Source organism: uncultured Blautia sp., from assembly GCF_902497045.1.
GTDB lineage: Bacteria > Bacillota > Clostridia > Lachnospirales > Lachnospiraceae > Blautia_A.
Map to the genome: position 1 here is coordinate 1 of NZ_CABVDF010000058.1, position 13,729 is coordinate 13,729.

General features: G+C 42.6%; 14 protein-coding genes. All 14 read left to right on the forward strand.

Annotated elements, in window-relative coordinates; genetic code table 11:
- Positions 1–214 precede the first annotated feature (214 nt).
- On the forward strand, positions 215–1,948 hold the full coding sequence (locus RDS42_RS06240) for a phospho-sugar mutase (RefSeq protein ID WP_308782879.1): 1,734 nt from the start codon (positions 215–217) through the stop codon (positions 1,946–1,948).
- A gap of 12 nt (positions 1,949–1,960) precedes the next feature.
- Positions 1,961–2,347 (forward strand): MazG nucleotide pyrophosphohydrolase domain-containing protein, encoded by a 387-nt coding sequence (locus tag RDS42_RS06245; RefSeq protein ID WP_308782880.1) that lies wholly within the window; start codon positions 1,961–1,963, stop codon positions 2,345–2,347.
- Between the two features lie 141 nt (positions 2,348–2,488).
- Positions 2,489–2,767, forward strand: a complete 279-nt coding sequence (locus tag RDS42_RS06250; protein ID WP_022066502.1) for an HU family DNA-binding protein — start codon at positions 2,489–2,491, stop codon at positions 2,765–2,767.
- 60 nt (positions 2,768–2,827) lie between these two features.
- Positions 2,828–3,067 carry an RNA-binding S4 domain-containing protein gene (locus RDS42_RS06255; protein WP_308782881.1) on the forward strand — a complete coding sequence of 80 codons (240 nt, stop codon included), beginning with the start codon at positions 2,828–2,830 and terminating at the stop codon, positions 3,065–3,067.
- An 84-nt stretch (positions 3,068–3,151) separates the two neighbouring features.
- The gene (gene yabP, locus RDS42_RS06260) at positions 3,152–3,418 is read left to right on the forward strand and encodes a sporulation protein YabP (protein WP_308782882.1); all 267 of its coding nucleotides are present in this window, start codon (positions 3,152–3,154) and stop codon (positions 3,416–3,418) included.
- A gap of 15 nt (positions 3,419–3,433) precedes the next feature.
- On the forward strand, positions 3,434–3,886 hold the full coding sequence (gene yabQ, locus RDS42_RS15000) for a spore cortex biosynthesis protein YabQ (protein ID WP_369124211.1): 453 nt from the start codon (positions 3,434–3,436) through the stop codon (positions 3,884–3,886).
- Positions 3,858–4,172 carry a septum formation initiator family protein gene (locus tag RDS42_RS06265; RefSeq protein WP_308782883.1) on the forward strand — a complete coding sequence of 105 codons (315 nt, stop codon included), beginning with the start codon at positions 3,858–3,860 and terminating at the stop codon, positions 4,170–4,172. The genes yabQ and RDS42_RS06265 overlap by 29 nt, the downstream gene beginning before the upstream one ends.
- Positions 4,173–4,283: 111 nt before the next feature.
- Complete coding sequence (locus tag RDS42_RS06270; protein WP_308782884.1) at positions 4,284–5,777, forward strand: SpoIIE family protein phosphatase; 1,494 nt, start codon at positions 4,284–4,286, stop codon at positions 5,775–5,777.
- Positions 5,778–5,795: 18 nt separating this feature from the next.
- Complete coding sequence (tilS, locus tag RDS42_RS06275; protein WP_308782885.1) at positions 5,796–7,202, forward strand: tRNA lysidine(34) synthetase TilS; 1,407 nt, start codon at positions 5,796–5,798, stop codon at positions 7,200–7,202.
- Positions 7,195–7,725: a hypoxanthine phosphoribosyltransferase gene (gene hpt / locus RDS42_RS06280; RefSeq protein WP_308782886.1), complete on the forward strand. Its 531-nt coding sequence runs from the start codon at positions 7,195–7,197 to the stop codon at positions 7,723–7,725. The genes tilS and hpt overlap by 8 nt, the downstream gene beginning before the upstream one ends.
- Positions 7,726–7,740: 15 nt before the next feature.
- Positions 7,741–9,555, forward strand: a complete 1,815-nt coding sequence (ftsH, locus tag RDS42_RS06285; RefSeq protein ID WP_308782887.1) for an ATP-dependent zinc metalloprotease FtsH — start codon at positions 7,741–7,743, stop codon at positions 9,553–9,555.
- A gap of 284 nt (positions 9,556–9,839) precedes the next feature.
- A complete protein-coding gene (locus RDS42_RS06290) occupies positions 9,840–11,948 on the forward strand; it encodes a glycoside hydrolase family 13 protein (protein ID WP_308782888.1) in 2,109 nt (702 codons plus the stop codon).
- A 210-nt stretch (positions 11,949–12,158) separates the two neighbouring features.
- Positions 12,159–12,956 (forward strand): amino acid ABC transporter substrate-binding protein, encoded by a 798-nt coding sequence (locus tag RDS42_RS06295; RefSeq protein WP_334307433.1) that lies wholly within the window; start codon positions 12,159–12,161, stop codon positions 12,954–12,956.
- A 159-nt stretch (positions 12,957–13,115) separates the two neighbouring features.
- Positions 13,116–13,729: amino acid ABC transporter permease (locus RDS42_RS06300; protein WP_308782889.1), on the forward strand; the 614-nt coding region annotated here is incomplete at its 3' end.

The window sequence follows — 13,729 nt, forward strand, 5'->3', positions numbered from 1 at the left end:
ATACGCATAATAAGGCCTGGATTTCGGAAAAAAACACAGAAAAGCTTAAGATGCTTATCCGTCAAAGAGAAAAATGGGATAGATTCTGCAAAGAATGCTTCAGATAAAAGGCGGTTCGTACTTCCCTTTTTCGGAAAACAGGTGTATAATCAAAGCTATAAACTGTTCGTACTACGGACGCAAAAAAACAAGACACATAGGGAGGTATAGCGGTATGGATTACAGAGAAGTATATGAGCAGTGGCTTGCAAACCCATACTTCGATGAAGCAACCAAGGAAGAGCTGAAAAACATCGCAGAAGAAGAAAATGAAATAAAAGAACGTTTCTACATGGATCTTGAATTCGGTACAGCAGGTCTGCGCGGAATCATCGGCGCAGGAACAAACCGCATGAATATTTATGTAGTAAGAAGAGCAACTCAGGGACTTGCCAATTATATTGCAAAGGTTGACAAAAAATCTCAGGGAGTGGCAATTGCATACGATTCTCGTAATATGTCTCCTGAATTTGCGCAGGAAGCAGCTCTTTGCCTGGCAGCAAATGGAATCAAGGCATATATCTTTGAATCCTTAAGACCTACACCGGAGCTGTCCTTTGCAGTCCGCCATCTGGGATGTATCGCAGGTATTAACGTGACAGCCAGTCACAATCCGCCGGAATATAATGGTTACAAGGTTTACTGGGAGGACGGCGCTCAGATCACTCCGCCTCATGACAGCGGTATCATGGGAGAGGTTAAGGCAATCTCTGACTGGAATACAGTTAAGACTATGGACAAGGCTGAGGCAGAAAAAGCAGGTCTTTATGAAGTGATCGGACAGAATATTGACGATGCCTACATGGAAGAACTGAAAAAACAGGTGATCCACCATGATGCTATTAAGGCAGAAGGCAAAAATCTGAAGATCGTTTACACACCTCTTCACGGAACAGGAAATATTCCGGCAAGAAGAATCCTGAAAGAACTTGGATTTGAAAATGTATATGTTGTAAAAGAGCAGGAGCTTCCAGACGGTAATTTCCCAACTGTCAGCTATCCGAACCCGGAGGCGGCAGAAGCATTTGAGCTTGGTCTGAAACTGGCAAAAGAGATCGATGCCGATCTTGTACTTGCTACAGACCCGGATGCAGACCGTCTGGGCGTACGTGTAAAAGATAAAAACGGAGAATATCATGATCTTACCGGAAATATGTCAGGATGTCTCCTTGCAAATTATGAAATCGGTCAGCGCAAGGCTGTAAACGGAAGCCTTCCGGAGGATGGAGCCCTTATTAAGACAATCGTTACCAGCAATCTGGCTGATGCCATCGCAAAAGGATACGGTGTGAACCTGATCGAAGTTCTTACTGGTTTCAAATTCATCGGACAGCAGATCCTTGGATTTGAAAACAGCGGAAAGGGAACATATCTTTTCGGATTTGAGGAGAGCTATGGCTGCCTGATCGGTACATATGCAAGAGATAAGGATGCTATTGTGGCAACTATGGCGCTTTGCGAGGCTGCAGCATACTATAAGACTCAGGGCAAGACTCTGTGGGATGCAATGATCGAAATGTATGAACAGTATGGATATTATAAAGATGATATCAAATCTGTTACATTGAAAGGTATCGAAGGACTCCAGAAGATCCAGGAGATCATGGATACACTCAGGAAGAATCCTCCGGCAGAATTTGCCGGATACAAAGTAGTATCAGTAAGAGACTACAAAAAAGATACAATCACAGATCTGGCAACAGGAGAGGTAAGACCGACTGGCCTTCCGAACTCCAATGTTCTTTATTACGATCTGACTGATGATGCATGGGTATGCGTACGTCCTTCCGGTACAGAGCCAAAAGTAAAATTCTACTATGGCGTAAAGGGAACTTCTCTTGAAGATGCAGACCAGAGGTCAGCAGTTATGGGCGAGGCTGTCCTTGCTATGGTAAATGCAATGATGTAACAGTGGTGAGATATGGAAGTATTTGATGAATTTATGGAAGTAGTCAGGGCAGTGAGAAAAAACTGCCCCTGGGATAAAGCTCAGACTCATGAAAGCCTGAAACCTTATCTGGTCAATGAAACAAATGAGCTTCTGGAAGGAATCGACCGTCTGAAAAATGAAAATGACAGCGAAAACCTTTGTGAGGAACTGGGTGATGTGCTGTTTCAGGTAGCGCTTCACAGTGTCATTGCCCAGGAAGAAGGTCTTTTTACGATTGAAGATGTGATTTCAGGAATATCCTCAAAAATGCAGTTTCGTCATCCGAAAATTTTTTCTCCGGAAGACAAAGAAGCGGTAAAGCTTACCTGGGATGAACTGAAAAAAAAGGAAAAAGAACAAAGATCGAAAACACGCTGAATGTGGCGCTGATGCAAGGTTTTTAGCGCAAAAAACCTTGACAATCCATAGGAAAAGGTATATAAATAGAAGATAGCGTGTGATTGACAGGAAGCATAACGCGATAATAAAGAAAGAGAGCATTTTATAGGAGGAAACACCATGAATAAAACAGAATTAGTAGCAGCAATGGCGAAAGAGACAAATCTTTCCAGGAAAGATGTAGAAGCAGTTCTGAAATCTTTCACCGATGTTGTAGCATCTGAGCTCAAGAAGGGTGGTAAGATCCAGCTGGTTGGATTTGGCACCTTTGAAGTAAGCGAGAGAGCTGCAAGAGAGGGAAGAAATCCTCATACTGGTGAAACCATGAAAATCGAAGCTTCCAAAGCACCGAAATTCAAAGCAGGCAAAGCTTTAAAGGATCTTGTAAACGATAAATAATGTGCGTGCAAAAGGGGGGACAGTTTTGTTCCCCCTTATTTTATGTAATCGGAGGTAATTATGCGTTTAGATAAATATTTAAAGGTATCTCGTCTGATCAAAAGAAGAACTGTGGCAAATGAGGCCTGTGACGCAGGACGAGTTCTTCTGAATGAAAAACCTGCCCGGGCATCTGCTGCTGTAAAGGCAGGCGATATGATTGAGATCCAGTTTGGAGGAAAGAGCGTTAAGGTTGAAGTCCTGGATGTAAAAGAGACTGTCCGTAAAGAAGATGCAGAAAATATGTTTCGATATCTGTAAAAGAGAAGTCTATTTGACATGATCATTTCATAGATTGGTTAGGGAAAGATATGGCGGGAGGCGGGCTTTCTGGAAGAGAAAAAAATGCCACAAACTCATAATCTGACTCTTGGAAATCGTCAGGAAGGTACGGTTACAGGGGTTCGGGATATCCAGTCTTTTAATGAAAGCGAGATACTGTTTGCAACAGAAGCCGGAAAAATGTCAATAAAAGGAGAAAGGCTCCATGTAAAGCGTCTGAATCTTGAAAAAGGGGAAGCTGATATTGAGGGAGAAGTAAACAGTATTACGTATTTATCAAAAAGTACAGAAAAGAAAGAAGAATCTCTGCTGAAGCGGATGTTTCGGTAAATTATGAGCGGCTATATGGAATATGAGCTGCTCCTGTTTCTTTTATCGGCAGGAATGGGAGCAGTCCTTTGCCTGTGCTATGAGTTTTTGGCTGCTTTGAGAAATCTTATTCCTCATTCCCGAACAGCAGTGTCGGTAGAGGATCTGATTTACTGGACGGCAGCAGGGATTTTCATTTTTATTGTTGTCTACAGAACCAACCAGGGGATATTAAGATTTTTTCTGCTTTTAGGTAATGTTTTCGGAGCATGGCTGTGCAGCTTTACAGCAGGTCCTTTATTTCGTAAAATGATCCGGTTTGCCTGTGGAATACCTGTGAATTTTGTAAAAAGTTCTATAAAGAGGTTGCTATTTCTTATTAGAAGATGTAATATTTTAGTGTATAAGCACCAGACTGTGCGTAAAAAGCATTTTTTGGAAAAGAAGAGGATCATTCAGTTTGAAAAAATCAAAAAAAAGAAAAAATAAAAAAAGAATAGCAAATAATTATCTCGGTATGGCTGTGATCTCAATGGTTGTTCTCCTGCTTCTTGCAGGCCTGGCTATGCAGAGTCAAAATCTCCGGAACAGGATTGCCTACTATGATGCGCAGGCTGCCGAACTGGAGCAGCAGATCCAGGATGAAAAAGAACGGACAGAAGAAATAGATAACCGTAAGGAATACATGCAGACAGACGAGTATGCCGCAGAAGTTGCCAGAGACAGACTGGGACTTGTAAAGGATAATGAGACGGTATTTGAAGAAGAAAAATAACTCGTATTTTGGTGAAAAATTTTTGGATACAGTCGTCGTGGTTTGACAGATATTTTATAGCCTGCCCCTTATAATAAACACTTGATGAAGTGTGCAGGGGGGAGGCGAAATATGCAGGAATGGATGATTGCCATGCTCGTGATCAGTATGCTGCTGATTTTGCGGGACATGGCAAAAACTATTTTGGCAGGTCATATGCACAAAAAGAAGAATCGGTATGAGTTCTGCGAAAATCATCCCCAAAAAGATAAGGTGGTACGATATGCTGATTCTTTTCAGAAACTGGCGGATACTTTTTATGGGATGCCCTATCGCAAGGAGTACCTTAGCAGCGGACAGATCGAAAAAATCCTGCAGGATACAACGGAAGATATGTGCAGCAGATGTTATCATAAAGAAATCTGCTGGGGACAAAATACAGAAACTATGAAAAAAGGCGGAGAAGCCCTTATCCGTGCTATTGAAGAGGGGAATGAAGAAGAGGAAGAAGCTGTTCGATGCCGTCTGGCAGAGCTGTGCTGTCATTCCGTGCAGTATCTGGAGATTGTCAGAGAAAACTTTTTGAAAGAAAAGCAGAATCTTATATGGAGCAATCGAATGATCGAGAACCGTCTGGCAGTAGCACAGCAGCTGACGGAAACTGCCAGGATCATGGGGACAGTGGCAGAGGATCTTTATGATATCTCTCCGGCAGAGCCTGATCTTCAGGATAATTTGAAAAAAATACTAAAAAAGAAGCATATTCTTTTGAAAAACACCTGGGTGATGGACAAAGTAGAAGGAAGAAGACAGATGTTCCTTACCATGAAAACAAAAAATGGAAAGTGTGTTTCTGTTACAGAGATTGCAAGGATGCTGTCCGGGCTTTGCGAATGTGCAATGACATCTGCCCAGGACAGCCGGTGTATTGTTAATAATGAATATCATACCGTCCATTTTGTAGAAGATGTCAGTTATCAGGTTATATACGGCGCTTCCAAGCTGACCAGGGAAGAAGAAAAAATTTCAGGCGACAATTATATCTTCAGTCAGAACGAAGGCGGAAGATTTGTTATGTGTCTGTCTGATGGAATGGGGTCAGGAGTAGATGCGTGCAGGGAAAGTGAGACGGTAGTAGAGCTTTTGGAACAATTTCTTGAATCTGGTTTTTCTCAGGAGACGGCAGCCCGTATGGTGAATTCTGCACTTGTGCTTAAGGGACGTGAGGGAATGTTTTCTACAGTAGATATCTGTGCTCTGGATCTTTATACAGGAGTCTGCAGTTTTCTGAAAGCAGGAGCAGCATCCACTTTTATAAAAAGAGATCATTGGGTGGAGGCGGTTTCATCAGAAAGCCTTGCGGCAGGATTAATGCAGCAGATTGATTTTGATACGGCTTCACGTAAGCTCTATCATGGAGATTATCTGATCATGATGACGGACGGGGTTTTGGATGCACTTCCCATAGAAAGGGAGGAAGCAACCATGAAAGAGATCATTATGGATATTCAGGAGGAAAATCCAAGGGAAATTAGCCGGGGAATCCTGGAACGTGTATTGGGATACAGCGATTACCGGGCAAAGGACGACATGACAGTTCTGGTTGCCGGTATATTGCGCAAATAAAATGAAGCAGGGAGTACTATGCAGGAAAAGATCTATACAAAAGTATGTACTTTTGCAGAAAAAAACAGAATTTTTGACAGATGCAGTCTGGTAGTGGCCGGAGTATCCGGAGGCGGAGATTCTATGGCGATGCTGGATCTTTTAAGGCGTATGCAAAAGCAATATGGGTATGAGCTTCAGGTGGTTCATGTAAATCATGGGATTCGGGGAATGGAAGCAGAGAGAGATCAGATGCTTGTAGAAAAAACATGCAAAGATCAGGGAATTCCATGTCAGACCTATTGCTATGATGTCCCGGGGCTTTCTGCGCTTTGGAAAAATGGTCTTGAAGAAACCGGACGAAAGGTGAGAAAAGAGGCTTTTTGTAAAACAATTGCAAAAACAGAGAGAGCCGGGCAGGGACGAAGTGTGATCGCGCTGGCACATAATAAAAACGATCTTGCAGAGACCATGCTCCATCATCTTTGCCGTGGAACCGGTCTGAGAGGGCTTTCTCCCATGAAACCGGAAAAAGATGGGATCATACGTCCGGTACTGTGTTTAGAGAGAAAAGAAATTGACGAATATTTAAAAGAAAGACAGATTCCCTGCGTTCTGGACAGCAGCAATCTTGAAGATGAATATACCAGAAATCGGATTCGCCATCATGTGATCCCTGTTCTGGAAGCGGAGATCAATGAACGTGCGGTAAACCACATGACAGAAACGTCAGAGCTGATCGGCCAGGCGGATGAGTATTTGTCACACCAGGGAAGACAGCTGGCAGAAGCTGCACGTACAGAAGAAAAAAACTTTCTTTTTCTGGATGATTTTTTTGAAAAGGAAGAGATTCTCCAGAAGTATGCCATACGGGAAGCAGTAGAACTGCTTACTGGAAATGTCCGCGATCTTTCCATGATCCATGTGAAAAAAGTAATGGATCTTTACAGATCGTGCACAGGCGCGAAAATCAGTCTTCCATTTGGACTGCTGGCAGAAAGAATCTATGAAGGAATACGGATTACAGCTGCAAAAGTTCAGGAGACGCCGGAAAATAAAGAATATTTACTTCCTGTGCCGGGTGTTTTGAACTGTCCGTACGGTTGTTTCGAAACAAAAATATTTCACTGGTCAGATCAGAAGATTTGTGAAAAGAAGTATACGAAATGGCTGGATTATGATAAAATAAAATACGATATCTCTGTCAGAACCAGAAAGACAGGGGATTATCTCATTGTAAACAGTTCAGGTCAGCGAAAAAAAATAACCAGATGTATGATCGATGAGAAAATTCCCCGTGAATACAGAGAGAGCCTTCCTCTGGCAGCAGCAGGAAATGAGGTTCTCTGGATGGTGGGCGGAAGAATAAATGAAAGGTATAAGATCACATCTGAAACTAAGAATGTGTTAGAAATCAAATACCAAGGAGGAAAATGTAATGAGTGAAAAAATCAAAGTGCTTCTCAGTGAAGAAGAAGTGGATGCCAGGATCAGACAGATCGCTGCACAGATCAGCAGGGATTACGCAGGAAAGGAGATCCATCTGATCTGTGTCCTTAAGGGAGGCGTGTTCTTTACCTGTGAACTGGCAAAGAGAATCACAGTCCCGGTATCTCTTGATTTTATGTCTGTATCCAGCTATGGAGATGATACAAAATCAAGCGGAGTGGTAAGGATCGTGAAAGATCTTGATCAGCCGCTGATCGGAAAGGACGTTTTGATCGTGGAGGATATCATTGATTCAGGAAGAACGCTCAGCTATCTGATCGAGATCCTGAAAGGCCGTAATCCGAATAGCGTACGTCTCTGCACCCTTCTGGACAAACCGGAGCGCAGGGTAAAGGATGTAAAAGTGGATTACTGCTGTTTTAATATCCCGGATGAATTTGTTGTGGGATACGGGCTTGATTATGCCCAGAAATATCGTAATCTCCCGTTTATCGGCGTGGTAGAGTTGGACAATGAGTGAAAGGAGATTCAGTAAGTGAGTAAACAGCCAAGCAGAATTGGCCTGTACCTGATTCTGATCGTTCTTTTGGTTTCAGGATATTTTTACCTGAACAACCAGGTCACGAATCAGAGTGATTATACCATAGAGGCACTGGAGCAGGCAGCAGAAAAGGGAAGAGTGCATGAAGCAGTTATTTATCAGAACAGGGAAGTACCAACTGGTTCTGTAACAGCAGATATAGAAGGGGAAGGACAGAAACGTGTTTATGTAACAGATGTAAAAGAGGCACAGCAGATGCTGGCAGAAAATAATATTTTTGCCCAGGTCAAAAATGTTCCTCAGCAGAATATGTTCCTGACAACCCTTCTCCCTCTTTTGCTGACAGGAGGTCTGGTGATATTTCTGTTCATGATGATGAACAGACAAATGTCAGGCGGCGGAAGTAATTCTAAGATGATGAATTTCGGTAAAAGCCGGGCAAGGATGATGCTTCCGGACGACAAAAAAGTAACTTTCCAGAATGTAGCGGGTCTTAAGGAAGAAAAAGAAGACCTGGTAGAAGTTGTAGACTTTTTAAAAGCACCTCAGAAGTATACCAGTGTGGGTGCCAGAATTCCGAAAGGTGTGCTTCTTGTGGGCCCTCCTGGAACTGGTAAAACTCTTCTGGCAAAGGCAGTGGCCGGAGAAGCGGGAGTTCCGTTCTTTTCTATTTCCGGTTCGGACTTTGTAGAAATGTTTGTAGGTGTGGGCGCATCCCGTGTCCGTGATCTTTTTGAGGAAGGCAAAAGACATGCGCCGTGTATTATTTTTATTGACGAGATCGATGCAGTTGCTAGACAGAGAGGCACCGGTATGGGCGGCGGTCATGATGAACGCGAACAGACACTGAACCAGCTTCTTGTGGAGATGGATGGATTTGGCGTCAATGAAGGTATTATTGTTATGGCAGCAACCAACCGTGTGGACATCCTGGATCCGGCTATACTCCGTCCGGGACGTTTTGACAGGAAGGTAGCAGTTGGACGTCCGGATATTAAAGGACGTGAGGAAATCCTCCGTGTCCACGCCAAGGACAAGCCTCTGGGAGAAGATGTGGATCTGGGACAGATCGCTCAGACCACAGCAGGATTTACCGGAGCAGATCTGGAAAACCTTCTGAATGAGGCTGCTATCATGGCAGCAAGAGAAAATCGCAGCTATATCATGCAGCAGGACATCAAACACGCCTTTATTAAGGTAGGCATTGGAGCTGAAAAACGCAGCAAAGTGATTTCTGAGAAAGAGAAAAAGATCACAGCTTATCATGAGGCCGGACATGCGATCCTGTTTCACGTTCTTCCGGATATGGACCCGGTTTATACCATTTCCATTATCCCTACAGGAATAGGAGCGGCAGGATATACCATGCCTCTTCCGGAAAATGATGAAATGTTTAACACAAAAGGAAAAATGCTTCAGGATATTACCACTCTTCTGGGCGGACGTGTGGCAGAGGAGATCATTTTCGGAGATATCACAACCGGTGCTTCCAATGATATCAAACGCGCCACCAGCACAGCGCGGGCTATGGTGATGCAGTATGGTATGTCTGATAAGATGGGACTGATCGCCTATGGAGACGAGGGCGATGAAGTATTTATCGGAAGAGATCTTGCACATACAAGAAGCTACAGCGAAGAGGTTGCCAAGGAAATTGACCAGGAGATCCATGATATCATTGATGGATGCCATCAGCGTGCAAAGGAGATCATTCTCCAGCATCAGGATGTCCTTCATAAATGTGCAGCCCTTCTTTTAGAGAAGGAAAAGGTACAGCGAGACGAGTTTGAGGCACTTTTTACAGAGTGAGTTTTGTAAGTTTAAAATAGGCATGTACAATATAACTAAAAACAAACATGCATTTTTGTGAACTTTGTGCACACTTATTTGTTGACTCATGCTATTATATATATCGTAAAAACCCCCCAATACATTATATAGTTTTTGCTACACCCCATAAGAAGAAATACCTTCTCCAAAAAAGCCAGCTTATCCCGCTGGCTTTTTTACTGTCTTAAAACAAGGCTTTTTATTGTAACTTTGTTAAAATTAAGATAGAATAAACATATGCTTAAATTAAAGGGGAATGAGTTATGAGGCTTGAAAAAGAGGATGTAATGAAAAAAATGCAGTATATTCTTAATATGCGTGCAGTATTGAATAAAGACGCTTTTTTTAGTGACGGAACAAAATATTACAGAAATCCGTCAGAGCCGGAGGCAGGAGAAAATGTAATGATCAGCTTTCGGACACAGAAAAATAATGTGGATTCTGTATATCTTGTATCAGAAGGCGTGAAATACAAGATGAAAGTATACAAAACTCTGAAGGGGTTTGACTACCATGGTGTAAAGATCACCATGCCGGATAAAGTCTTCCGATATTATTTTGAAATCCATTATGGATGGATCACCTGTTATTATAACAGTATGGGAGTCAGTACAGAAATCCAGGAAAGAGACAATTTTGAGATTTACCCGGGATATCATACCCCGGATTGGGCAAAAGGGGCTGTTATGTATCAGATTTATACAGACAGATTTTGCAATGGGGATCCGGATAATGATGTACAGACCGGAGAATATGCTTATCTGGGAGAGCATTGCCAGCACGTAGAGGATTGGGGCAAGATACCGGCAGTGATGGGCGTCAGAGAGTTTTACGGAGGCGATTTAAAAGGGATCATTGACAAGCTGGATTATCTGAAAGAGCTGGGAATTGAAGTAGTGTATCTGAATCCTGTCTTTGTGTCTCCGAGCAACCATAAATATGACTGTCAGGATTACGATTATGTAGACCCGCATTTAGGAAAAATCGTAAATGACAGTGATGAGCTTTTGAATCCTGGGGATATGGATAATTCACACGCAGGGAAATATATCCGGCGTGTAACAGAAAAAGAAAATCTGGAAGCCAGCAACAGGCTGTTTATCAAATTAGTAGAAGAACTTCATAAGAGAGGTATGAAGGTGATTCTGGACGGTGTGTTTAATCACTGTGGATCCTTTAATAAATGGATGGACAGAGAAAGGATCTATGAAGGACAGGAGGGCTATGAACCTGGAGCATATATTTCTGCCGAAAGCCCTTATCGGTCTTTTTTTAATTTTCATGATGAAAATGCATGGCCTTATAATAATTCCTATGACGGCTGGTGGACTCACGAAACCTTGCCGAAATTGAATTATGAAGGTTCCGGGAAATTATACGATCATATTTTGAAGGTGGCTGAGAAATGGGTGTCTCCGCCTTTTAATGCAGATGGATGGAGACTGGATGTGGCTGCAGATCTGGGATTCAGCAGCGAATTTAATCATCATTTCTGGAAAGATTTTCGAAAAGTGGTCAAAACGGCTAATCCGGATGCCCTGATTCTTGCAGAGCATTATGGAAATCCGGAAGGATGGCTCCAGGGAGACGAGTGGGATTCTGTGATGAACTATGACGCTTTTATGGAGCCGGTAACCTGGTTTCTGACAGGTATGGAAAAGCACAGTGATGAATACCGGGAAGATCTTTATGGAGACAGCAATGCTTTTATCGGTGCTATGATGCATCATATGCGTTCTCTCCATATGTCGGCGCTTCATACGGCTATGAACGAACTTTCCAATCATGATCATTCCCGTTTCCTTACACGAACAAACCGGAGAGTAGGAAGAATTTCCTATGCAGGTCCGGAGGCGGCATCTCAGAATATTAACAAGGCAGTTATGAGAGAGGCAGTAGCGATACAGATGACCTGGCCTGGAGCACCTACTATTTATTACGGGGATGAGGCTGGAGTATGTGGATTTACAGATCCAGATAACCGAAGAACTTATCCCTGGGGAAAAGAAGACCAGGATCTGATCCTCTTCCATAAAAAAATGATTGCCCTGCATAAAAAATACAGGATTTTAAGAACAGGTTCTTTAAAATTTCTCTGGAATGATTACCAGGGACTTTGCTATGGAAGATTTTCCCATACAGAACAGATTATTGTGGTCATCAATAATCGTGACGAAGGAAGAGAAGTGATGCTGGATATCTGGCAGACAGGGATTACCAGACTGGAAGAATCTGTGATCACCAGACTGATGCTGTCCAGCCAGGACGGTTTCATAGACAAAGAAGAACAGATCATTGCACGGGCCGGATCCCTCAATTTGTATCTGCCGGCAAGAAGTGCGACGATTCTTCACCATAAAGATGTTCTGTAGGAATTCTCTGCAGTTGTAAGGGAGCCATTTTATTTATAAGTAAATATTCTGAGATTTCGTCTTGACAGTCTTTTCATGGTATGTTACGATATCAATACTTTCACATGGTAGAGTGATTACGTGATAACATGAAAGAGCAAAATAAGGGTAAGGGAGATTTACATTATGAAGAAAAAAACAGTTGCAGTAATGATGGCAGCACTTATGGCTATGGGGATGATGACGGGAGTCAGTGTACAGGCAGGAGTAAAAGATAAGACTCTGATCGTAGGTTTTGATGCAGAGTATCCGCCATATGGATATATGGATGAGAATGGAGAATATACAGGTTTTGATCTGGAACTTGCTCAGGCAGTCTGTGATATAGAAGGATGGGAACTGGAGAAGAAGCCGATTAACTGGGATTCCAAGGATATGGAATTGAATTCCGGTTCTATTGACTGTATCTGGAACGGATTTACCATGAATGGAAGAGAAGATGAATATACGTTTTCTGTTCCCTATGTAGACAACAGCCAGGTGATCGTTGTAGCGGAAGATTCAGGTATTGAAAAGCTTACAGATCTTGCAGGTAAGACTGTGGGTGTACAGGCAGCTTCTGCAGCGCTGGACGTGCTTCAGAGCGAAGAAGAGGGCGGTCAGAAGGAACTGGCAGATACTTTTGCAGCCCTGAATGAATTTGCAGATTACAATACAGCATTTACAGAGCTTCAGGCAGGCGCTCTGGATGCATTGGCAATTGATGTAGGAGTTGCCAAATATCAGATCAAATCCAGAGGAGAAGGATTTGTGATGCTGGAAGAAAGCCTGAATACAGAACAGTATGCGATTGGATTTAAGAAAGGCAACGATGAGCTTTGCGATATCGTAAATGCAGATCTTCAGAAGCTTGCGGATGATGGAACTGTTCAGGAACTGGCTGAAAAGTATGAGATCGCCGATATGGTAAGCCTTGGAGCAGCAGAAGAGACTGCTGAAGATGCTGATACAGAAGAGACAGCAGAATAAGTATATTTCGGGCAGAGAAGCTTCGTGTGTTTGAGATATAACTGAATAGAGAATGAAGACAAGATAGGTTGCTGTGCAGGTTGATGGTCAACTGGTGCAGCAGCCTTATTTGTGACAAAGAGAATTTATAAAATTTATTATGATCACGGAGGAAAGAATATGAGTTTTCAGGTGATGCTGGAACAGCTTACCATAGGTTTTGGATCAACACTGATGATCTTCTGCCTGACACTTTTGTTTTCCCTTCCTTTGGGACTTGTAGTGTACTTTGGAAGAGTGTGCAGATTTAAACCGTTAAGCCTTTTGGTAAAATGCTATATTTCCATTATGAGAGGTACGCCTCTGATGCTGCAGCTGCTGTTGTGGTATTTTGGTCCTTTTTATTTGTGGGGGATGAACATTGGCGGATATAAATTTACCGCTATCATTCTGGGATGTTCTTTAAATTATGCGGCTTATTTTGCAGAAATCTACCGTTCCGGTATTGAGTCTATTCCAGCCGGACAGTATGAAGCAGCACAGCTTCTTGGATATAACAGACAGCAGACGTTTTTTAAGATTGTTCTTCCTCAGATGGTAAAGATTGTTCTTCCGTCTGTAACAAATGAGGTGATCACCCTGGTAAAGGACACTTCCCTTGTTTACTCTGTATCTTATATTGAGATGTTTGCAAGAGCAAAACAGATCGCGGCTGCAGAGACAACGGTTATGCCTTTTATGATCGCAGGAGTATTTTATTATATTTTTAATTTTGTGGTTGCCTGGATCATGGA

Coding starts and splice junctions, on each gene's coding strand:
- yabP (WP_308782882.1), top strand. CDS start 3,152: ATGCCACAAACTCATAATCTGACTCTTGGAAATCGTCAGGAAGGTACG.
- RDS42_RS06255 (WP_308782881.1), top strand. CDS start 2,828: ATGCGTTTAGATAAATATTTAAAGGTATCTCGTCTGATCAAAAGAAGA.
- RDS42_RS06240 (WP_308782879.1), top strand. CDS start 215: ATGGATTACAGAGAAGTATATGAGCAGTGGCTTGCAAACCCATACTTC.
- RDS42_RS06290 (WP_308782888.1), top strand. CDS start 9,840: ATGAGGCTTGAAAAAGAGGATGTAATGAAAAAAATGCAGTATATTCTT.
- RDS42_RS06245 (WP_308782880.1), top strand. CDS start 1,961: ATGGAAGTATTTGATGAATTTATGGAAGTAGTCAGGGCAGTGAGAAAA.
- RDS42_RS06270 (WP_308782884.1), top strand. CDS start 4,284: ATGCAGGAATGGATGATTGCCATGCTCGTGATCAGTATGCTGCTGATT.
- RDS42_RS06250 (WP_022066502.1), top strand. CDS start 2,489: ATGAATAAAACAGAATTAGTAGCAGCAATGGCGAAAGAGACAAATCTT.
- tilS (WP_308782885.1), top strand. CDS start 5,796: ATGCAGGAAAAGATCTATACAAAAGTATGTACTTTTGCAGAAAAAAAC.
- hpt (WP_308782886.1), top strand. CDS start 7,195: ATGAGTGAAAAAATCAAAGTGCTTCTCAGTGAAGAAGAAGTGGATGCC.
- yabQ (WP_369124211.1), top strand. CDS start 3,434: ATGGAATATGAGCTGCTCCTGTTTCTTTTATCGGCAGGAATGGGAGCA.
- RDS42_RS06295 (WP_334307433.1), top strand. CDS start 12,159: ATGGGGATGATGACGGGAGTCAGTGTACAGGCAGGAGTAAAAGATAAG.